At 68.4% G+C, this 16947-nt stretch carries 17 protein-coding genes and 4 pseudogenes; 10 read left to right on the top strand and 11 right to left on the bottom strand.

The window, feature by feature from the left end; all coding sequences use genetic code 11:
• Positions 1–242: 242 nt before the first annotated feature.
• The 6 genes and pseudogenes from ABT403_RS38295 to ABT403_RS38320 all read right to left on the bottom strand — a co-directional run bounded on the left by ABT403_RS38295 (position 243) and on the right by ABT403_RS38320 (position 4042).
• Positions 243–632 carry an ankyrin repeat domain-containing protein gene (locus ABT403_RS38295; RefSeq protein ID WP_344170088.1) on the bottom strand — a complete coding sequence of 130 codons (390 nt, stop codon included), beginning with the start codon at positions 630–632 and terminating at the stop codon, positions 243–245.
• Entirely contained in the window at positions 629–1147 is a 519-nt protein-coding gene (locus ABT403_RS38300; RefSeq protein ID WP_344170085.1) for a hypothetical protein, read from the bottom strand. The genes ABT403_RS38295 and ABT403_RS38300 overlap by 4 nt, the downstream gene beginning before the upstream one ends.
• A 592-nt stretch (positions 1148–1739) precedes the next feature.
• Complete coding sequence (locus tag ABT403_RS38305; protein WP_344170079.1) at positions 1740–2144, bottom strand: TniB family NTP-binding protein; 405 nt, start codon at positions 2142–2144, stop codon at positions 1740–1742.
• On the bottom strand, positions 2074–3003 hold the full coding sequence (locus ABT403_RS38310; protein WP_344170076.1) for a TniB family NTP-binding protein: 930 nt from the start codon (positions 3001–3003) through the stop codon (positions 2074–2076). The genes ABT403_RS38305 and ABT403_RS38310 overlap by 71 nt, the downstream gene beginning before the upstream one ends.
• 234 nt (positions 3004–3237) lie before the next feature.
• Positions 3238–3504: pseudogene (locus ABT403_RS38315) on the bottom strand (LysR family transcriptional regulator); the annotation flags it as partial.
• A 169-nt stretch (positions 3505–3673) separates the two neighbouring features.
• Positions 3674–4042, bottom strand: coding sequence for a nuclear transport factor 2 family protein (locus ABT403_RS38320; RefSeq protein ID WP_344170073.1), 369 nt, complete (start codon positions 4040–4042; stop codon positions 3674–3676).
• A gap of 71 nt (positions 4043–4113) precedes the next feature.
• On the opposite strand from ABT403_RS38320, the gene ABT403_RS38325 reads away from it, so the two are divergent.
• A complete protein-coding gene (locus ABT403_RS38325; RefSeq protein WP_344170070.1) occupies positions 4114–4989 on the top strand; it encodes a LysR family transcriptional regulator in 876 nt (291 codons plus the stop codon).
• A gap of 417 nt (positions 4990–5406) precedes the next feature.
• On the opposite strand, the pseudogene ABT403_RS38330 reads toward ABT403_RS38325, so the two are convergent.
• Positions 5407–5679, bottom strand: a pseudogene (locus ABT403_RS38330) (spore-associated protein); the annotation flags it as partial.
• Between the two features lie 77 nt (positions 5680–5756).
• On the opposite strand from ABT403_RS38330, the gene ABT403_RS38335 reads away from it, so the two are divergent.
• The 3 genes from ABT403_RS38335 to ABT403_RS38350 all read left to right on the top strand — a co-directional run bounded on the left by ABT403_RS38335 (position 5757) and on the right by ABT403_RS38350 (position 8599).
• On the top strand, positions 5757–6104 hold the full coding sequence (locus ABT403_RS38335) for a hypothetical protein (protein WP_344170067.1): 348 nt from the start codon (positions 5757–5759) through the stop codon (positions 6102–6104).
• Between the two features lie 604 nt (positions 6105–6708).
• Entirely contained in the window at positions 6709–7899 is a 1191-nt protein-coding gene (locus ABT403_RS38345) for an ATP-binding protein (protein ID WP_344170064.1), read from the top strand.
• Positions 7900–8179: 280 nt separating this feature from the next.
• Entirely contained in the window at positions 8180–8599 is a 420-nt protein-coding gene (locus ABT403_RS38350; protein WP_344170061.1) for a hypothetical protein, read from the top strand.
• Positions 8600–9097: 498 nt separating this feature from the next.
• Here the strand turns inward: ABT403_RS38350 and ABT403_RS38355 are convergent, their stop codons facing one another.
• Genes ABT403_RS38355 through ABT403_RS38365 form a run of 3 tightly spaced genes read right to left on the bottom strand, consistent with a single transcriptional unit; the run spans position 9098 to position 10491 of the window.
• On the bottom strand, positions 9098–9487 hold the full coding sequence (locus ABT403_RS38355) for a hypothetical protein (protein WP_344170058.1): 390 nt from the start codon (positions 9485–9487) through the stop codon (positions 9098–9100).
• 60 nt (positions 9488–9547) lie between these two features.
• The gene (locus ABT403_RS38360; protein WP_344170055.1) at positions 9548–10036 is read right to left on the bottom strand and encodes a GNAT family N-acetyltransferase; all 489 of its coding nucleotides are present in this window, start codon (positions 10034–10036) and stop codon (positions 9548–9550) included.
• Entirely contained in the window at positions 10030–10491 is a 462-nt protein-coding gene (locus ABT403_RS38365; protein WP_344170052.1) for a protein kinase domain-containing protein, read from the bottom strand. The genes ABT403_RS38360 and ABT403_RS38365 overlap by 7 nt, the downstream gene beginning before the upstream one ends.
• 985 nt (positions 10492–11476) lie before the next feature.
• On the opposite strand from ABT403_RS38365, the gene ABT403_RS38370 reads away from it, so the two are divergent.
• Positions 11477–11896 (top strand): hypothetical protein, encoded by a 420-nt coding sequence (locus ABT403_RS38370; protein WP_344170048.1) that lies wholly within the window; start codon positions 11477–11479, stop codon positions 11894–11896.
• 9 nt (positions 11897–11905) lie between these two features.
• On the opposite strand, the pseudogene ABT403_RS38375 reads toward ABT403_RS38370, so the two are convergent.
• Positions 11906–13126, bottom strand: a pseudogene (locus ABT403_RS38375) (IS110 family RNA-guided transposase).
• A gap of 604 nt (positions 13127–13730) precedes the next feature.
• On the opposite strand from ABT403_RS38375, the gene ABT403_RS38380 reads away from it, so the two are divergent.
• From ABT403_RS38380 to ABT403_RS38400, 5 genes and pseudogenes are all read left to right on the top strand, one after another.
• Positions 13731–14324 carry a hypothetical protein gene (locus ABT403_RS38380; RefSeq protein ID WP_344170045.1) on the top strand — a complete coding sequence of 198 codons (594 nt, stop codon included), beginning with the start codon at positions 13731–13733 and terminating at the stop codon, positions 14322–14324.
• A gap of 177 nt (positions 14325–14501) precedes the next feature.
• Positions 14502–14948, top strand: a complete 447-nt coding sequence (locus ABT403_RS38385; RefSeq protein WP_344170042.1) for a hypothetical protein — start codon at positions 14502–14504, stop codon at positions 14946–14948.
• A 194-nt stretch (positions 14949–15142) separates the two neighbouring features.
• Positions 15143–15916 (top strand): hypothetical protein, encoded by a 774-nt coding sequence (locus ABT403_RS38390; protein WP_344170039.1) that lies wholly within the window; start codon positions 15143–15145, stop codon positions 15914–15916.
• A 363-nt stretch (positions 15917–16279) separates the two neighbouring features.
• Positions 16280–16636 carry a hypothetical protein gene (locus tag ABT403_RS38395; RefSeq protein ID WP_425580352.1) on the top strand — a complete coding sequence of 119 codons (357 nt, stop codon included), beginning with the start codon at positions 16280–16282 and terminating at the stop codon, positions 16634–16636.
• A 12-nt stretch (positions 16637–16648) separates the two neighbouring features.
• Positions 16649–16947, top strand: a pseudogene (locus tag ABT403_RS38400) (alpha/beta hydrolase); the annotation flags it as partial.

Below are 16947 nucleotides of genomic sequence, written 5' to 3' on the forward strand. Positions count from 1 at the left end.
TGGCCTCGCTGCGCTCGGCCGGGGCCCTTCGGGCCCGGCTCTCCGCTTCGCTCCGAGCATGGGCCGGCCCTTCGGGCCGGCAGTCCTGCGCTTCGCTCCGGACTGGCTCTGGTTCCGCTGCGCTCCACCAGAGTGGGGGCCTGCTCCGCAGGCTCCCGACCTCCCGTGCTTCACACGGGAGGTGACCCCGTTTCACAGAGTCCGGGCCTACGGCCCGTTAGGTGTCCGTTTCGCTCCCACCCTCAGTCCTTCCGGCTCCGCCTCCAGGACAACAGCCCGCTCCGCGGGCCGGCAGCAGGAGCCTCCAGGGTTGCCGTGTGCTGATCCAGGAGCCTGACCGCCATCTCGTGGTTGTACGAGGCTGCCAACTCCCGCGGAGTCTTACCATCAGGCGTCGCGGTCGGGTCGGCCCCATAGGCCAGCACGATCGCTGTGAGCGCGGAGTCGAGCGGCCCATCGGACTGGAGTGCACCGTCCCCCTCCACATCAATCGCGTGAAGCAGCAGTGTCAACCCGCAGCAGACCTCTTCGGGGTTCGCGCCCGCGTCGAGGAGGCGGGTCAGCTCCGCGTGGTCACCTGACTCGACCGCTTGATGCGCCGGGGTCCACGGGTTCTCAGGAAACTCACTCATTGCAGACTCTCAACCCAGTCCGTCTCAACGACAACAAAGAGGACCAACTCAGTCGGAACACCACCAGTGAACCGTTTCTCCGCCAGCGTGTCCCCAACCTCTCCCAAGATCTCCAAGGTATCGGCCACCGCGCCGAACCGTTCCTTCACCCAAAACCCCCCACACAGCACAACAACAACATGACTCTCCTCCAGATTGTGAAGGCCTCCAAAGAGAGAGTCGGAGAACGCATCCGGATGCCACCGCCCCGACAACGGAGGATCCATCTCGATCAGCTCGCTGAAGGCGCGCACGATCGACTCCCCGTCCCTGGCCCCCTTCGTGTCCACTTCCACAACCCTCGCCCCACCCGCAGACAAGCCCTCGAAGACCCGGTCAGCCTCGCCAGCAGAAAGCACCCGGAAACGCGCTGAATCCTCCATGAACACATCCTCCTCCACCCGAGGAATCCGAGCATTGGCGGCATCACCCTGGCCCCCGGGCCCGAAGGCCCCATCAGCCAGGGCTTCATCCATGACACGCCGTGCTTCATTCTCAGACACGGATTGACTTGGGAACCCCAGCCCCCACCACGATCCGGAGGCAAAAACTGACAACAGTCGAGGGTCAGCGAAACTGCGCAGTACCCAACCACCCTGCGCGAGCGTACACGGGCTAACCAACCGCAGGTCAGACACCCAGCAAGGCCCAGACTCTGCGCAAATTCAGTGAGCCAACCCATCACGCCCCAGGAGCAGTACGACGACCAGCAGCACCCGTACCTCTGGCATCACCTTGAACCGGGACACCGGCCGGGCACCCGGAACACCCCCCGCATCTGGATCGGCTTCGGCCTGCGCGAGCCACCGCCGCACCGTCCGCTCTGACACCCCCAGACACTCCCCCACAAGACGCACATGCCCCCGCGACAGCCGACCCTGAGCCCGCAACCGCAACCGCAACAACCGCTGCACAGCAGGGCCACTCAACGCCGCGAGCGCCGGACCCTGGAGCTCGGGCACCGATTTGGACACCTCCAGCGGTGCCCCCGCCTCGGATGAGCTGATCACGGAACCGCCCTCTGCCGTCGGTCTTGGCCTCCTTCTCCCGATCCCGCCCCGCCGGGCGCTACGGGTAAGGCCCCAACCGAGCACAGGCCTGCATCAGCACACGGTCCACCCGCACGTCCCGGCAGCGCTTCGACAGCGCGTAGACATGCGAAGTGATCCTCGCCCAGGTACGGAAGTTGCCGCGCGCCACCGTCGCGTCCGCCCATCCCACATCCACCGGATCGGCTCCCTCCCACACGTCATGGAACATCGCCAGCGTCTCCGCGAGCCGCTCCTGGCCCAGGCCGGGGACCTGGTGCCAGGTCAGCACCCGCGACCGCAACGCCGGCGCCCGCGCGATCACCCGCTCCGCACCCGCCCCAAACAGCAGCAGCGCCGCCGCGGTCCCCGGCTCATCCCACAGCAGACGCAGGTAGTCCAGCAACGGCGGGGACAGGCGTTGCGCGTCGTCGAGGAACAGCACCCCAGGCCGGCGCAGCGCCTCCCCCAGGGCACGGTCCGCCAACTGCGCACGATGCGACAAAGACCCCCGCGGCCAGCCCCAACGCCTCCAGCAACGACGCACGCATCTGCGGCAGCCCCGGCTTCACAGCCACCACCGCCCGCCACACCGGAACCCGATCAGGAAGCAGATGCAGTGCCTGCTGCACCGCCACCGTCTTCCCCACCCCCGGATCCCCGAACACACACCCAATCCCACGCGCCGCCACCGTATGCCCCACCGCCTCCACCACTGCAGCAACGCCGGCCGCCGACACCACCCGGGCACCCGGCACAAACAACCGCACCCCACCCCGCCACGGCGCCGCATCCTCCTCGCCGACCCTTCCAGGCACTGGCAAGGGCGCGGGTTCCGCGTCGACCACCGGCAAACCCTCAGCCGCCCGCTCCAGCTTCAGCTCGGCCAGGACCCGGTCGTAGCGACCGGCTTCGACCCGATTCCGGGACGGCCTCGCCACCTCCAGCACCCGCCCCGCCTGCAGATCACGGCGCACCACACGATGCAGCGTTCCCAGAGACGGCACACTCCCCGGGGGCGAACCATCGGCCGTCAGCCGCCGGTGCAACGCCGCGACGTTCCCGCCCACCTCCGCCAGAACCTGCCACTGCCCGTCATCCAGCGTGAAACCGTCCTGCCGCGGCACCGGCTCCAGCCGGCCCTCACGCGCCTCGGACAACCACCGCCACACCGTCCGGACCGTCACACCCGCCGCCTCGGCCATCACCCGCACATGCAGCGACGACACCGACCCAGGCCCCTGGTCGACCGCCAACAGCCGACGCACCACCACACCCCGCGCCAACCGGCCTTCGTCACCCATACCCACCAGCACACCCCGCGGCCAAAGCCACGAACACTGGAATGGGCAAACCCGTGACAGCCACACACGACCGTGCTAGCCACCTCATGGCAGCAGCCTGGTCACGCAGTGGCAGCCAAAATCACCAGCCCAAGACGACGCACGGAAACCCCGAGCCACACAAGGCCCTCAACACGGCCAACCCCCCGCACACCGGCTGACGCCCAACCGCTGCCACCACCCCACCCACTCACACCGCATGAGCCCGGTGAAGTCGTCGACCAGCCTCATGGCGGCGACGTCGTCGAGCGCCCGCCGCGCGAAGCCCAGTACCGCCGTTCCCACCTCCGTGAGCCGCACCGTGCGCCCCGAGCGGTCGAGCAGCTGCTGGCCGAGTTCGTATTCCAGGCGTCTGATCTGCGCGCTGACTCCGGGCTGGGCCACGAAGAGGCGAGCTGCCACCTTGGTGAAACTGGCCTCTTCCGATACTGCTACGAAATACTCAAGTTGCCTTAATTCCATAACAGTTGACACTAACAAGGCACCCTCTCATACGTGTGCGTGCTGAACGAGTGCGCTCGCGCTCCCGTGGAGTCGGGCGCGGACGGTACCTCAGCGGGAGTGCACGAGACCCCGGGGCCGGGATGGCCCCGGGGTGCCTATCGGGTCCTGATCAGCCGGGTTTTCCCGCTCAGCCCTGCTTCTCGAACCCCGCCAGCAGTGCGCGGGGGTCGAACGTCACCCGGATCCGGGTGATCTTCCCGCCGTCCACGTGCATCCAGTTCACCGTCGGGGTGGCCGCCGCGACCTTCGTGTGCAGGTCGAACCAGGTGATCACTTCATCGCCTTCCGCGACCCGCACCTGCACGTCGATCTTCTCCAGCACCTGGCCGAGGCCCTTCAGTCCGGCGAGAGCCTCCTCCACGCCCGACGCCGTTCCGAGCGCTCCGACGAAGTCGACGTCCTCGGCCAGCAGCCCCCTCAAGGTGTCGAAGTCGCCCGCCTCCCAGGCGGTGAAGTAGGTCTCGGCAAGCTCTCGCGCAGCCTTCGTCGTCGTCATGCCCCCAATCCTCCAGCCATCCGATCTATCTGTCCAACAGATGGATCAGATGGTCGCTATCATTACTGGATATGGAGATGCATCAGCTGCGCTACTTCGCCGCGATCATGGAGGAAGGCACCTTCACCGCTGCCGCCCATCGTCTGCACGTCAGCCAGTCCGGCATCAGCACCCAAGTGGCCAAGCTGGAGTCGGAACTGGGCCAACAGCTGATCGACCGCTCCGGCCGTCGCATCCGCCTCACCCCGGCCGGTGAAGCCGTACTCCCCCTCGCGAAGACGGCCCTCGACACCTTTGAAGCCATCAGGCACACCGCCGCCGAGTTCGCCGACGCCATCCGTGGCCGGGTCCGTCTCGGCATGATCATGGGCTGCTCGATCCCGCCCTTCCTCGACACCGTCGCCGACCTCGGCCACACCCACCCCGGCATCGAGGTCAGCCTCCACGAGGGTCACTCCGACGACCTCCAGGCCCAGGTCCTCGCCGGCTCTCTCGACCTCGCCCTGATCGGCTACGCGGGCAGCGTCACCCCCGGTCTGGAGGCGACCGTCGTCATCGACGAGCCGATCACCGCAGCCGTCCCTGCCGGGCATCGCCTCGACCGGCCGGACCTCCACCTCGGTGACCTACAGGGCGAGAAGATCCTCTGCCTCTCCCCGGGTACCGGTATCCGCGCCGCCTACGAGGACTCCTGCCACAGGATCGGCCTTCACCCACGCGTGGACATCGACGCCAGCTCTCCCGTCGCCCTGCTCCGCCTCGTCGAGCGCGGTGCCGGCATCGCCATCCTCAGCTCGTCCTCCATCGAAGGCACCGGCCTACGGACCGTCCCGCTCGTCAACGCGGCCACGCAAGCCCGGCTCGGAATCATCACCCGCCGAGGTCAGAACTCCCCGGCCGCACAGCTCCTGCGAAGCAGGCTCCTCCCCGCTCTGCAAGCCGGCTGACGAGCTCGTGCGACGGGTGGGTGCGATTTCGTGGATCTCGCGCAGGACCTCGTCCTGGGCACCGGCCGGGATCGGATCCCCCGGGACGCAGGCGGGTGCGACCTCGGTCGTGGGGAATGCGGTCATGGTGGCGAACCCACCCCGTGCCCGACCCCGCCTCGCGGCCCGGGCACGCGGGACCAAGCGCTCAGGGAAGCCTCTCGGCGGCCGGCCGGCGGAAGCTCGCGGAGCAGGTCCCACAGGGGGCGCGAGCCGCCGGCCCATTCGGCGCGGTCTCGCCCCGGCAGAACTCGGCGAGCCTGCCGGGGCGAGCCGGACCACGGCGGTTCCCGTGCGGTCGTCGGGTCGTAAGTCCTGCCCCCAACGACCGCATTACGGCACTACGGCGGAGAACGTCGCGGTCAGGCGGAGCTCAGGTCAGCGGACCCCGGTGACCCGGTGCTCCTTGCGCGCGCCACAGTTGGAGTTGTACACCTGCACGTGCACGTTGCTGATGCCCCCGCCCCAGTCGACGCAGTGGCCCGTGCCGTACACGTAGGCCGGGCCTGGGTACGACGTGTACCGGCCGTAGTCCTCGCCCCGCTCCCAGGTTTCGGGAACTTCGATCCAGAGGGCCATGTCCACGGCCGCACCCGGGTTGTTGCGGATGGTCGCGACGCAGTTCTTGCCGTTCGAGGCGTTGTACGTCAGGCGTGCCGAGATGCCCGCCCCCGGCCGACGCCATGTCCGATACGGAAGCCTGTCCGCGCCTGCGAGAGAATGCCGCCATGGCTCGAAAAGAAACGAAAGACATGCAGAAGTACAGGCAGCGGCTGCAGGTTCGCGCTGACATAGAGCAGGACGCCCACAACGTCAGCGGCGGCTTCTACACCGTCACCCTCGACGCGCCGCCCCATCCGCACAGCGTCGTCGGTGTGGCCGTCGGCGCCCCGATGCCAAGCGCGATGGAAGCCGTGGTCAGCATGCAGGAATACGCACGAGGACTCGGCGCCGACGGCGTACTGGGCATGGCGATATGCACCGATCCACAAGGGTCAAGAGGGATCGGCAACGACTTCGGCACTCCGCGGTTCATCGCGTACGGAACCGCCGTGCGCTGGGCTTCATCAGAGTGACCTGAATCGCGGTACACCCCCGACGCGACAGCCGAGCCACAGCCGGACCACCCATCGGCTCCGCAGCCCCCACCACCACGATCACCACCCCCAGCACCACCAGGGCACCGCAGGGCTCCGAAGCCCTCACCGACGCCCTCGCGGCGGCGTACCCACGGCGAGGAGATCGCGGTCGAGGGCGAGGCGGAGCCGGTGATGTGAAGCTCGGCGTGTGGGTCTCGAACACCAAGAGCCGGCGAGACAAGCTCACTGCCGACCAGCTCGCCGCCCCCGCGAAACTCAGAATCAACTGGGCAAAGTGTCGAGTCGCGCCCCTGCCGGAAGATTCGTGGGAAAGGCACCTCAGACCCAGCCGAGAATGCCCTTCCCCAGCCTCTGACGGGGCCTTCGCGCTGCTCCGGTCCCATCAGTCGCCCGCCGTAACGGCGGTCTCGGTGAAGACGCCTGCGCAACCACCTGGGGCCTTGCCATATGAGGTCTGACCTGCATGTTTGCCTCCAGGCACCTACGATGAACCTACACCGGCGGCGGCGTGGAAGCGGCTACAGCTGTGTGGTGACACCTGCTCACAAACATGCCCGGAACGGCCCAAGGGGGATGCCTCATGACCGAGACCAGCAACTCCAGTCAGTCCTCGAACGCGTACGAATACAGCGCCAGCCATATCCAGGTCCTCGAAGACCACGAGGCCATACGTAAGCGCCCCGGCATGTACATCGGCTCGGCCGGCGAACGCGGCCTGCACCAGATGGTGTACGAGGTCGTCGGGCACGCCCTCGACGAGCACCTTGCCGGCCACGCCGACAGCGTCGACGTCACCATTACCGCCGAGGGCGGCATTCGCGTCTCGGACAACGGGCGGGGGCTGCCCGTCGAGATGGACGATTCCACCGGCAAATCGGCCCTCGAACGCGAACTGACGGAGCTGTCCTTCAAGTCCGAGCCCCGCGTCGGCTACCGAGTCGCCGGTGGCCTCAGCGGCCTGGGCCTGTGCGTGGTCAACGCTCTGTCGAGCCGTCTCACGGTCGAGGTCCACCGCGATGGCCACCGCTGGACTCAGGAGTACGCGAAGGGCGTCCCGACCACCGCCTTGACGAAAAACGAGGAGACGGACCAGCACGGCACGACGATCGCGTTCCTGCCCGACGCCGACGTCTTCGAGACCACCCGGTATTCGTTCGCCACGCTGTCGGAACGCTTCCAGGAGCTGGCCTTCCTCAATGGTGGCCTGGCCGTCTCGCTCACCGACGAGCGGCCGGAGCGGCCTGTGCGCCACCACCACACGGACGGCCTTCGGGCCTTCGTCGTCCGGCTCAACCCCTACCCCGCGAGTCTCGTCCACTCCCCGGCCATCGCCTTCGAGTCGGAGAACGAGGACAAGACGATCCTCGTGCAGGTCGCCATGCAGTGGGACACCTGGTCTCCGGGGGAGCTCCACTCCTTCGCGAACAACACCCGCACCCACGAAGGCGGCACCCACGAAGAGGGGTTCCGTACCGCGCTCACAGGCCTGGTCAACGAATACGCGCGCCAGCAGGGACAGCTGTCCGCGGACGACGAGGACATCACCATCAGTGCCGTTCACGACGGTCTGACCGCAGTCGTCTCCGTAACGCTCGCCCATCCCCTCTTCGAGGGCTGCACCAGGACCAGACTCGGGAACCCCGAAGCGAACACCTACGTCCAAGAGGCCGTCCGCGAACACCTCACCCACTGGCTCGACCACCACCCGAAAGAAGCCACATCCATCATCCGCCACATCCTCGACACCCCCCACCGACACAGGTGCAGGTGACGAAAACCTCCCTGCGAAACGTCATGCCGGATACCGCCCGCCGTCGCGAGGTGGCGGCAAGGGCGGCGGACCTTGGACCCGCTGGGGCTTGGCTGCCGCGTCGAGCTCCTCCCCCAGGGAGGCAGCATCACACCGGGTTATGGCTCGCCAACCAACGCGAACGCCGCAACCGACCCGGCCAGGCGCAGCTCGCCACCCTCGCCAAAAGCGAGTGGGCGCAGTGGATGAGACCAGCGAAATTGCATGGGATACGGCTGCGATCCCTTGAGACGATCCCCCCATGCCCAGTCCCACCGCACAAGAACTCCTCGCCTCCATCCACGGCCTGTCCCCCGAGGACGCGCGGCAGATCGCCGACCACATCGATGAATGCCGAGACCTGCTCGCGGCAGGCACCGACATGGACACCCTCCAGCAGCACCTCAAAGACCAAGGCGTCACCGTCATCCGCGCCATCGTGATCACGACCAGACTCATCGGCGACCACCCCAGCAGACTGCGGGCCGCACGAGAGATCGTCGAAATGCAGCCCCGCACGCACGCCCGATACCGCGCTCAGCAGCCCACGGCAGCCCACCACGCCGTAGAGAGGACAGAACTGCATGGTCAGGGATTCCGTGCGAAGCCGATGCAATCTCACGCGAGCCTCACGAACCAGCTGCTCGCCGCCGCGCCGGCACCGAGCCAACTGCGGCGGTGAGACCAAAGAGGCACAACGGAAGCAACTTGCCCGGCTACGGGGGCGCACAGCGTCGCGCAGCTCAGGCTCGGATCCGTGCCGGGCGGCACGAGCGGCGGGAGTCCGGACCGCACCGGCCGACGCGCGCTCGCGCTCGCACCGGGGCTGCGGGCCGAGCTGAAGCACCGCGGACTGCTGCACGAGTGGCATCCCGCCCCCACCGGCGCCCCGATGGCCGGTCAAACCCTCGGGGGGACCGGTCCGCACGCCGGTCTCGGGCCCACCGCCTGGCTGGTCGTAGCCCTGCCCGAGGCGCTGTGGGCCCGCTCGTACGCGGGGTCTACAGGACCAACCAGCCCCACCTCCAGGCCCTCCAGACCTGGACCGACCGGTGGAGCCCCAGACCGTCACCGGACGCACCGGGCCGCCTGACAATTCCAAGGGGATCCCTGCGGCGGGCGCGGGGGTGGGCGGTGGGCGGTGGGCGAAGCCACAGGGGGACGGTCAGACGGCGGGCGGTCAGGCGTCAGGGTCGACTTCGGGGTGTGTAAACCGCACGGGTTTGCCCAGCGACCGGGCGTAGGCGATTTCGGCTCGGGTGCTGTCCCCGATGTAGTCGCCGACTACGAGCACCTCGTCAGCGAGCCGGATCTTCGCCCGGTGCAGATCGTCGAGTCGAACCTTCAGGGCCTCGGCCTCGACAGGATCGGACCAAAGTTCGTGCGGCGACTTCATGTCGATGCCCGGTTTGACGATGATCTTTCCGGCCTTGGTCTCCCGCAGATCGGCCTCGTTCATCTCGGCCATGAAGCGGGTGGAGCCGCAGATCACGACGATTCGGGGGAGGCTCAGCAGCCTTTTCGCGTCGGAGAGCTTCTCATCGGGGGTGCGCAGATGCCGGTATGACACTGGTTCCTCCTGGTGTGCCAAGGGGTGCGTGTGGAGACGAGAACGAGCGTGCTGAGCTGCTTACGTCTTCTGCAGCGCGTATGCCTCGTACGGCACGGTGGTTCCGTCTTCGCTGGCCCGGTCGGACGTGCCGATGTGGGTGAACCCGGCTTTGAGCAGGACGCGGCCGGACGCGGGGTTGTCGGGGTGGTGCATGGCCTCCAGCCGGGTCAGGCCGACGGTGGTGAAGGCGGCGGAGACCACGAGGTTGGCGGCGTGGGTGGCGTAGCCGTGGCCCCAGCTGTCGTCCCGGAGGATGTAGCTGAGGGTGCCCATGACCGGGGTGCGTCGCCGTAGCGAGATCAGGCCGATCAGCTCGTCCTCGGTGACGATGCCCCAGCTCCACTGTGCCTGCGGGGTTTCGGCGGCTCGGGCCAGGGCTGCGCGGATCTTCTCGTGGGCCTGGTCGAGGGTGAGGGGCTGGCCGGTGGTGTGCCGGATGGAGGCGCCGCTGTAGACGCGGGTGAGGGCGGGGGCGTCGGCCAGGTCCAGGGCGCGCAGGGTCACCATGCGGCGGTCAGCTCCTTCGCGGTAGGGCGGTCGGCGGGGTCGGGGGCCAGGCACGCGGTGATGGTGTTTTCGAACGCGGGGAACGGCCAGGGCCGGACGTCGCGCAGCGGGGTGGTGGTGCCCTTGGCGATGACGGCGAGCTTGTCCAGGCGGTCGAGGTCGTCGTCGTAGGGGACGGGGCGGTGGCCGGTCCAGCACCAGAACAGGGAGGCGCCCAGGCTCCAGATGTCGGCGGCCGGCTGCGCCTGGACGTGGCTGTCGGCGGGGGTGGACAGGATCGCGGTGGCGAGTTCGGGGGCGGTGGTGTGGGTGAGGGCGCCCCGGTACGGGACGCGGCGGCGGTTGGTGTCGGGGCCGCAGGCGAGGGCGTAGTCGATGACCGCCGCGCGGCCGTCGCCGGTGACCAGGGTGTTGGTGGGTTGAACGTCGGCGTGGGCCCACCCGGCGGCGTGCATGCGGGCGAGGTCTTCTGTCCAGGTGCGGGCGAGCCGGTGAGCCAGGGGCGGACCGAGGCGCGGTCTCCTTCCGGGCCGCGGGCGAGGGCGAGGGCCCGCCACAGGGGTGCGCCGTCGATCCAGTTGACGGCTAGCCACCGGCCGCCGTCCCAGGTGCCGGCGCCGATCCGGTAGTCGGGGCTGAGGGCGCCGGCGGCGGTGAGGTGGCGGAGGTGGTCGTCCTCCTGGACCATCTCGGCGGCCTTGTCGCGGGCGGTCTTGCCGTCGGGGTTGTTGGCCTTCAGCGCGGTGGCGCCCTGGGGGCCCTGGAGTTTCCAGACTCGGGAGCCGCGCCGGTCGCTCAGGAGCTGGATCGCGGTGGGTTCGCCAGTGTGTCTGGTGAGGAGGGCGACGGCTTCGCCGGGGGGGAGCAGGTGCCTGGCCCATGTGCGGATGTCCTTCCATTCGGTGGGGATGTGCTCGAACACGTCGCGGCCGTCGTCGTCGGCCGCGGCGAGCGCGGCGGCCAGGTCGGGGGTCGCGGTGAGGAAGCGTGGGTCGCGGCGGCGTACGGCGGCCCTCACGGGGAGGAACGAGGCGGGGGCGGCCGGGATCCGGTGGCCGGCCGCCGTGACTTCCTCTTCTCCCGCGTAGAACTTGCCGAACATCACCCCGACCGGGCCGTAGAGGTGTTTCAGCACCCAGTCACGGTGCCGAGCGCCGGGCGCCTCGCCCAACAGGACGATGTTCTCGCACCGCAGGACGCCGTGTGGCCGGTTCAACAAGGGCCGCAGCCACTCCGCGGCCTGAGCGCCCGCGTGGAACAGCTCCGCCTGGACCGCGTCGGCGCCGGCCTCGCCGTCGACGCGGTAGACCGTCCAGGTCGTCAGGCCCTGCTGGAGCGACGGGGCGAGGTAGACACCTCAGGGTCCCAACTCGTCAAGCCGCTCGCTCGCCGACGCTGTGTAGCCTGTCGATCTGTTCGAACGGAACGAGGAGGTCGCTGGTGGATGCAGAGGGAGCGCGTGCTGCGATCCAGCTTCCCGGAGGCTCCTGGTGGGACTGGGACGTCGTCTCCTGGGACCGCGGACAACTCAAGCTTGCCGCCGACCACGACCTGACCTACCACCACGGCCTGGAATTGATCTTCGGCGATCCGATGTTCGTCAGCTGCCCCTCCGGCTTTCACGATCCGGTCTTCCGGGCCCCGTCGTCCGACGAGCTCCTGAAGGTCACCCGTCAGCTCGGCGAGACGCCGCCCGTCGTGGTCGCCTTCGAGGCCGACGCCGGCGGGCCGGAGCAGGTCTCGTGCCTCATCGCCGCAGGGCGGCTCGACATCGTCCAAGAAACGGTCCTGCGGTACTGGCGCGAGGATGTAGGCCCTGATCAGCGCTTTGCTCCCTGGGTGCGGGTATCTGAGCGGTAGGTGCTCTGGTCAAGCGGCTGCTGCGCCCACCTCGTCGGGCGGGGCCGGGAAGGCAAGCGACTCGTCATATCGCTGGTCCTGCTGGAGGCGGTGATAGAGCTGGCCGATCATGCGGTTGAACAGGTTTCGCTGGGCGGCGGCGTGGTTGTCGCGTCGTCGCCGGTAGTGGGCCTTGGCGCCAGGTGAGGCGGTGATCGCGGAGAAGACCCAGAGGTAGCCGGCGTGGTTGAGGCGGTCGTTCTTCACCCAGCGGCGGGTGATGCTGGACTTCTTGCCGGACGCCCGGGTGCTGGGTGAGGCGCCTGCGTATGCCTTCAGGCCACGGGCATCGGCGAACCGCTGTCGGTCGTCGCCGATTTCGGCAAGCACCCGGGCGCCGAGCTGGGTGCCGACGGGGAAGCTGAGGATGATCTCAGCGTCCGGGTGCTGCGGGAAAGCCTCTTCGACCGCCTCGACGAGGTTGTTGGCGGCGGTGCAGGCGGCCTCCAGCTGAACCAGGAGGGCGAGCATCTGCTTGCCAAGCGCGTTCTCGACCAGTGGCGGCTGCTGTACCCACTCGGCCCGGAAGACCTCGCGGAGCAGCTCGGCGTCGGCTGTGATGCCTCGCTGACGACCGGCTCACTTGAGCGCGGCCTGTAACTGCGTGCGGGTCAGCCGAGCGGCCTTGGCGGGTGTCGGGGCCAGTTTGAGGATCTCGTGGGCCTCAGGCCGGCAGAGCCCGTTCTTCCAGGCTTCGACGGCCGCGAGGGCTGCCGGGTAGTACTCGCGCAGCAGGGATCGGAGCTGGTTGGAGATCTGCTGGCGGTTCCAGGTTGCGTCCTGCTGTGCGCGGGCGAGGACGGCTCGGGCCAGGTCGCTGTCATGGGGAAGTGGCCGGTGGGCGTGCATGTCCGTGCGCAGCACGTTGGCCAGGACCAGGGCGTCGCCGGGATCGGACTTCTTGCGGGAGACGGAGTGCCGGTCGCGACAGCGGGCGGCGGCCATCGGGTTGATCGCGAACACCTGCCGCTGGCCGGTCCTCAGCACGGTGACGAGCAGGCCGCGGGAGGTTTCGATCGCGACCGGGATCGGGCTGTCTTCGGTGTCGCCGTACTCGGCGAGCAAGTCCAGCAGGATCTTGTAGCCGACCGCGTCGTCGGTGATGTGCCGCTTGGCCAGTAGCTGGCCGCTGTCGTCGACCAGGGCGACGTCGTGTGTCTTCTCCGCCCAGTCGATGCCGCAGTAGATCAAGGTTCTTCCCTCCCTGTTTTCGGTGTTTGCGCTGGTTGCGAGCGCATGCGGGCCACGCAGCGACCTAATCCCAGGACTCGGCGTGAGGGCCGGTCCGCCACCTCAGTAGCCGTTCGTGGCACCAGCTCACTCCACGGGCCTCGGTCTATGCGGGAGCTCAGGTGGGCTCGGGCGTAACGAGAGGTCACCGTGGCGCGGGCTCGCACCACCAACACCAACGAGTGACTCAAAGGCCTGGGGCAGTGAAGGCCTTTCGCCCGGCGCCCACAGGCGCCAACACCCATCACGTCGCCATGGTTGTACTGCGAGGCACCGGGTGCCGCCGTTCTCCACTGAGGCGCCAGGCCGGGTAGGAACAAGGCGTACGCCCGGAGCCCGCACAGCACAAACATGGCGAGCACCAGGACCATCCAGCGATCTACGGGAAGGCCTCGCAGGCCTGGGTGGACGCAGATGTCACGGACCTGGTGCTGGAACAGCCCGGCCGCCTTCCGGTCGGCCAGCCTGTCCTTAAGCACGGATTAGGGGCAGTGGGCGACGGGGTCTCCTGGCCCTGCCCGACGCATGTCCATCATGAGCGTCGCCAAGCCACTGGTTCCTGCTCATGCTGAGAGTCTTCCAACACATCGCGAGCCTGAAGGCCCTGGCCGCCGGGCACGTTCAACCGCGCCTGACCCGCGAGGGCTACAAGGCCCGTGTACGCGGGAAGGCGCGGGTGCGGGGGGGGGAGCGGACGGTCAAGGACTCCAAGGGCAAGGCGGTCATCGGCCCCGACGGGAAGCCGGTCAGAGCCTGGTCCTCCTCCCTGGCCAAGGCCGGCAAGCAACACATCGCCTCCGGCGCAGGCCGGTTGCGGCCTGTGGTTGACGAGGCGGCCGCCAACGGCGGGATGATCGGCTTCACCGTCCGGGCCCGCAAGGGTGCGTTTAAGCACGACGCCGGCCGCCGCGCCGACTCCCCGGGCGTCCGGCGCAACGTCGTCCAGCGCCGCGACGGCACGGAGGAACGGGCCTACGCCGACAACCGGGGCGGCCCGGGCTCGGGCGAAGAAGGCTTCGACGGCGTCGCTTTCAGGGCTATGGTCGACGCTGCCGGCGGGGATGTCGCGGCCGCCGTGCAGAAGTGGCTCGTCGACACCGACAACATCGAGCCCGGTACGCCGATCGTCGGCCTGGAGATCCGTGCCTGGAAGCCCTAGTTAAGGTGGTCGCATGGCGAAGCGGCGGGACGGAAGCGGGCGGCTGCGCAGCAGGCCGCTGGAGGCCGAACTGGAGGTGCTGGCCGCCTCCGACCACGCCGGGCGGCGACGGTGAGACGGCGCAGGCTGGGCCAGGAGGACGCCCATCAGCCGAGCGCGGAAGAGATCCTGGAGGTAATGGATCTGCTGCCGGGCCCGGAGGGGGAGGACCGGATCCTGCTGGCGATTGACGCGAACCGGTGCGCGTTGCGGGGAGACGCACCGCGGACCTCGACGGCCGCCCTTCGGGCGATGCTGGAGAAGATGGAGAACGAGGGAACGGTCCGGCGCTTCGCGCCCGGTGCCCGCGATGCTCCGCAGTTCGCCCCCCGGTGGTGGTCCGCGGCCCGAGCGCGGCAACGGGACGAGGAGCCCCCGGCGGCGGCTGGGCAGCCCCTGGACCCCGACGCGAAGCCGCTGCGAGCGCAAGGGCGCCGCGAGGCGCAGATCTCGGAAGCTCTCCAGGAGGAGCGGGCCAGCGGAGGCAGCCCGTTGAAAAGGGCAGTTGACGCCACGCTGGAGGCGAATCGGCGTCGATACCAGGAGTATCGGCGCCGTTCAGGAGGGGAGGGCGGGGCGAACTGAGGCGTTCCGGCCCGCCACGCCGGGCGCTTTCAGTTGCCTGATGCGCCGCTCAGCAGCGACTTCGATGGGATTGCTGCTTGAGAACCAGGTCCTGTTTCAACTTCTCTGTGGACACGCCGCGGGTGCACGCCTTTTGGCATGCTCGCGCACTGCAGGGCGGCCAGAACGGTCGTCGACCACACAGGGGAGTTGCGTTGGAGTTCCAGGTGCTGGAGTGGCAAGCCACGGTCCCACAGGCACATGGTGCCTACCTGGTGAAGGACAGCTGGGACGACCACGGGTTTGTGACCGTCTTCAATCTCCTGGTGCGCCTTCAGGACGCCTCCGTGGTCAAGGTCGGCTTCCTTCGCATCGGGCACGCTGACATGACGAGCTCCGGATGGAATCGCACAGCAGATCGACTTCCGGATCGCTTCGAGTCGCTCGGTGCCGGCTACTTCAGCCTGGGGATGGAGGACGAGTACTACAAGGTCCTGCGACTCCGCCTGAGCAGATCCATGGCCAACGAGATCCTCCTCGCGTTGAAGGACGCGGCCTACGCTGGGCTACCGGATCAGGCGACGATCGACCTTGATGTGTTCTCCTCATCTCTGCTTCGCGGGCGGAGCTACGGGGCCTTGGTGCGCACCCGGCAGGTTGCCCTCGGGGTCCGCGCCCGTATCGTGCCCTTCAAGTGGTCGTATACACCAGAGCAGAAGGGGTTGCTCCCTGCTCCCAGGCTGAACTTCGAGTCGACGCCGGGAAGCCTGCCGCCGACCAACCTGCACGCGCTGATCGGCCGCAACGGGGTCGGGAAGTCAAGCCTGCTCCACGCCATGGCGTCAGCAGCAGCGAACGTACAGCTCGACGTCGAGGATGACCCAGATCCCGCGGGCGACGCCGGCCGCTTCGCCAGCTGCGTGGTCATCGGATTCAGCCCCTTCGACCACCACTCGTACGCCTTCGCAGAGGATGCGGGAATTCCGTGACACTTCATCCGCCTCCGCCACCAGCGCCACGGCCGCCTCAAGTCCGACGAAGAGCTGAAGGATGAGTTCGTCCGCAGCTTCGCCATTGCACGGGTCGGGGCCCGAGGCCTCCGCTGGCGTAAGGCCATCGAGACCCTCAGCTACGGCGCGAGCGGCTTCCTCGGGACGGGGACATAGACGTGATCGACGCCATGATCAGGGAAGGCCGCCCTTCCACACTCGAACGGGAGATGGGCAAGGTCTTTGAGAACCTGAGTTCTGGTCACAAGGTGGTGTTGTCGATGGTGACCCGGCAGATCGAAGTGGTCAGCGAGCGCGCCCCTGGTCCTGATCGACGAACCGGAAACACACCTGCACCCTCCCTTGCTCGCCGCCTTGACGAACGCGCTGTCCAACCTGCTCGCCGACCGCAACGGCATGGCGGTCGTCGCAACCCACTCCCCCGTCGTGCTGCAGGAAGTTCCAACCTCGTGCGTCCACGCGCTGGAACGCCACGGAGACGAGCTCACCGCCCGCCGTCCTGACCTTAAAACCTACGGGGAGAGCGTCGGTGAGCTGCGACGCGCTGAAAGCGGCGGCGATCTACGGATGCACCATCTGCGGGGTCGCCAAGCCGGAGCAGATCGACCACCACGCCCCGAAGAACCTCTATCCTCTCCTGGCGCTCACACCCTTGAATCTTGTGCCTGCCTGCGGACTCTGCAACCAGGGCAAGGGTAGATACTTCTACACCGAAGCCCCGACGGTGTGCCGCGGGCGGCGGGGGATGCGCGCACCGTCTCCGAGGCGCTCGCCCGCGGGGTGGGGCTGCCGGGCTTCCTGATCGACGGTGTGCCGCGGGCCCACAGCCGTGCGGTCTTCAACGCCCCGGTGGCCGATGGGGGCGGGCGGCTCCCCGTCGTGCTGTTCTCACCCGGGTCAGGCGGGGTGCGCACCCAGAACACCGCCTGGGCCGAGGAACTGGCCAGTCACGGCTACGTGGTCGCGGCCCTCGACCACCCGTACGACTCGGCCGCCGTCGTCCTCTCCGA

It is taken from the genome of Streptomyces sp. NPDC000075 (assembly GCF_040301925.1).
Classification (GTDB): domain Bacteria; phylum Actinomycetota; class Actinomycetes; order Streptomycetales; family Streptomycetaceae; genus Streptomyces; species Streptomyces polychromogenes.

Excerpts from the sequence above, each read along its gene's own strand:
- ABT403_RS38295 (WP_344170088.1), bottom strand. The coding sequence starts at position 632 with ATGAGTGAGTTTCCTGAGAACCCGTGGACCCCGGCGCATCAAGCGGTC.
- ABT403_RS38300 (WP_344170085.1), bottom strand. The coding sequence starts at position 1,147 with ATGGATGAAGCCCTGGCTGATGGGGCCTTCGGGCCCGGGGGCCAGGGT.
- ABT403_RS38310 (WP_344170076.1), bottom strand. The coding sequence starts at position 3,003 with ATGGGTGACGAAGGCCGGTTGGCGCGGGGTGTGGTGGTGCGTCGGCTG.
- ABT403_RS38320 (WP_344170073.1), bottom strand. The coding sequence starts at position 4,042 with ATGACGACGACGAAGGCTGCGCGAGAGCTTGCCGAGACCTACTTCACC.
- ABT403_RS38325 (WP_344170070.1), top strand. The coding sequence starts at position 4,114 with ATGGAGATGCATCAGCTGCGCTACTTCGCCGCGATCATGGAGGAAGGC.
- ABT403_RS38335 (WP_344170067.1), top strand. The coding sequence starts at position 5,757 with ATGGCTCGAAAAGAAACGAAAGACATGCAGAAGTACAGGCAGCGGCTG.
- ABT403_RS38345 (WP_344170064.1), top strand. The coding sequence starts at position 6,709 with ATGACCGAGACCAGCAACTCCAGTCAGTCCTCGAACGCGTACGAATAC.
- ABT403_RS38350 (WP_344170061.1), top strand. The coding sequence starts at position 8,180 with ATGCCCAGTCCCACCGCACAAGAACTCCTCGCCTCCATCCACGGCCTG.
- ABT403_RS38360 (WP_344170055.1), bottom strand. The coding sequence starts at position 10,036 with ATGGTGACCCTGCGCGCCCTGGACCTGGCCGACGCCCCCGCCCTCACC.
- ABT403_RS38365 (WP_344170052.1), bottom strand. The coding sequence starts at position 10,491 with ATGCACGCCGCCGGGTGGGCCCACGCCGACGTTCAACCCACCAACACC.
- ABT403_RS38380 (WP_344170045.1), top strand. The coding sequence starts at position 13,731 with ATGCTGAGAGTCTTCCAACACATCGCGAGCCTGAAGGCCCTGGCCGCC.
- ABT403_RS38385 (WP_344170042.1), top strand. The coding sequence starts at position 14,502 with ATGGATCTGCTGCCGGGCCCGGAGGGGGAGGACCGGATCCTGCTGGCG.